The sequence below is a fragment of the Streptomyces boncukensis genome (genome assembly GCF_011045075.1).
In the GTDB taxonomy this organism is placed as follows: domain Bacteria; phylum Actinomycetota; class Actinomycetes; order Streptomycetales; family Streptomycetaceae; genus Streptomyces; species Streptomyces boncukensis.
Genome location: NZ_JAAKZZ010000967.1, coordinates 1 through 1,299, shown reverse-complemented (window position 1 = coordinate 1,299; position 1,299 = coordinate 1). Strand labels below are relative to the sequence as shown.

The following is a 1,299-nucleotide window of genomic DNA, read 5'->3' as shown; positions in this document are numbered from 1 at the left end:
GGGGCGGTCGGTGGGCAGCTGGAGCGGCTGCGGTGCGCCGGCCAGCTCGTCGCGCCAGTAGGCGACCTGGGTGGACAGCACGCTGCCGGGGTCGTTCTCGTCGCCCAGCAGCTCCCGCTGCCACATCGTGTAGTCGGCGTACTGCACCGGCAGTTCCGCCCACTGCGGCTCCGCGCCCCGCACCCGCGCCCCGTACGCGGTGGACAGGTCGCGCGCCAGCGGGCCCATCGAGGAGCCGTCGCAGGCGATGTGGTGGATGAGCAGCAGCAGGACGTGCTCCTCGGCCGCGGTCCGGAACAGCCGGGCGCGTACCGGTATCTCCGCCGCCAGGTCGAAGGCGTGCTGCGCGGCCCGCGCCACGGCACCGTCCAGCTCCCCGGGCGCCACCTCGACGAGCGGCACGTCCGGCACCGCTTCGGCGACCGGCACCACGCGCTGCGACGGCACGCCGCCGGCGTCCGTCTCGATCAGTGTGCGCAGGCTCTCGTGCCGGGCCACCACATCGCGGACCGCCGACTCCAGCGCCCCCGCGTCCAGGGCTCCGGTCAGCCGCACGACGAACGGAAGGTTGTACGTCGCCGAAGGGCCCTCGAAACGGTCGATGAACCACAGCCGGCGCTGCGCGAACGACAACGGGATCATTTACTGTCCACTCCTCTTCATCTTGCGCAAGCGAGGCCGACTCGAAGTGCTCGCGTTCCGCACCGTGCGCGAAATTTCCGCAATACTGCGGGATTCAAAGATCTTCCGAATCGACACGCTGACTCCGAGCACCTTGCTGATGCGGCTGGTCAGACGTGTCGCCAGTAGGGAGTTGCCCCCTAGTTCGAAGAAGTCGTCGTCGACTCCGACCCGGTCCGTCCCGAGGACCTCGGCGACCAGTTCACACAGGCTCTTCTCCTCCGGAGTGCGCGGCGCCCGGTAGGCGCGGCCGGTGATCCGGGGCTCCGGCAGGGCAGCGCGGTCCAGCTTGCCGTTGGGGGTCAGCGGCAGCCGGTCCAGCGTCACGATCGCCGCCGGGACCATGAACTCCGGCAGGCGCTCCGCGGCGAAGGCCCGCAGCTCGTCGCCGCCGGCTACGTCGGCCCCGGCGGGGACGGCGTAGCCGACGAGTTGTCGGCCGGCCTGGCCTTCCCAGGTGGTGACGACGGCGTGGGCGACGCCGGGATGTTGGGTGAGTACCGCCTCGATCTCGCCCGGTTCGATCCGGAACCCGCGCACCTTCACCTGCGCATCCCCGCGCCCGACATACTCCAGCACACCCTGCGCCGTCCACCGCGCCAGATCACCCGTGCGATA

At 70.9% G+C, this 1,299-nt stretch carries 2 protein-coding genes; both read right to left on the bottom strand.

The features are described 5' to 3' along the window. Positions 1–642, bottom strand: a 642-nt coding sequence (locus G5C65_RS37365; protein WP_241266344.1) for a condensation domain-containing protein, incomplete at its 3' end; no start/stop codon positions are given. Then, positions 643–1,299 (bottom strand): phosphopantetheine-binding protein (locus G5C65_RS37360; protein ID WP_241266343.1); only part of this gene is annotated, 657 nt, incomplete at its 5' end.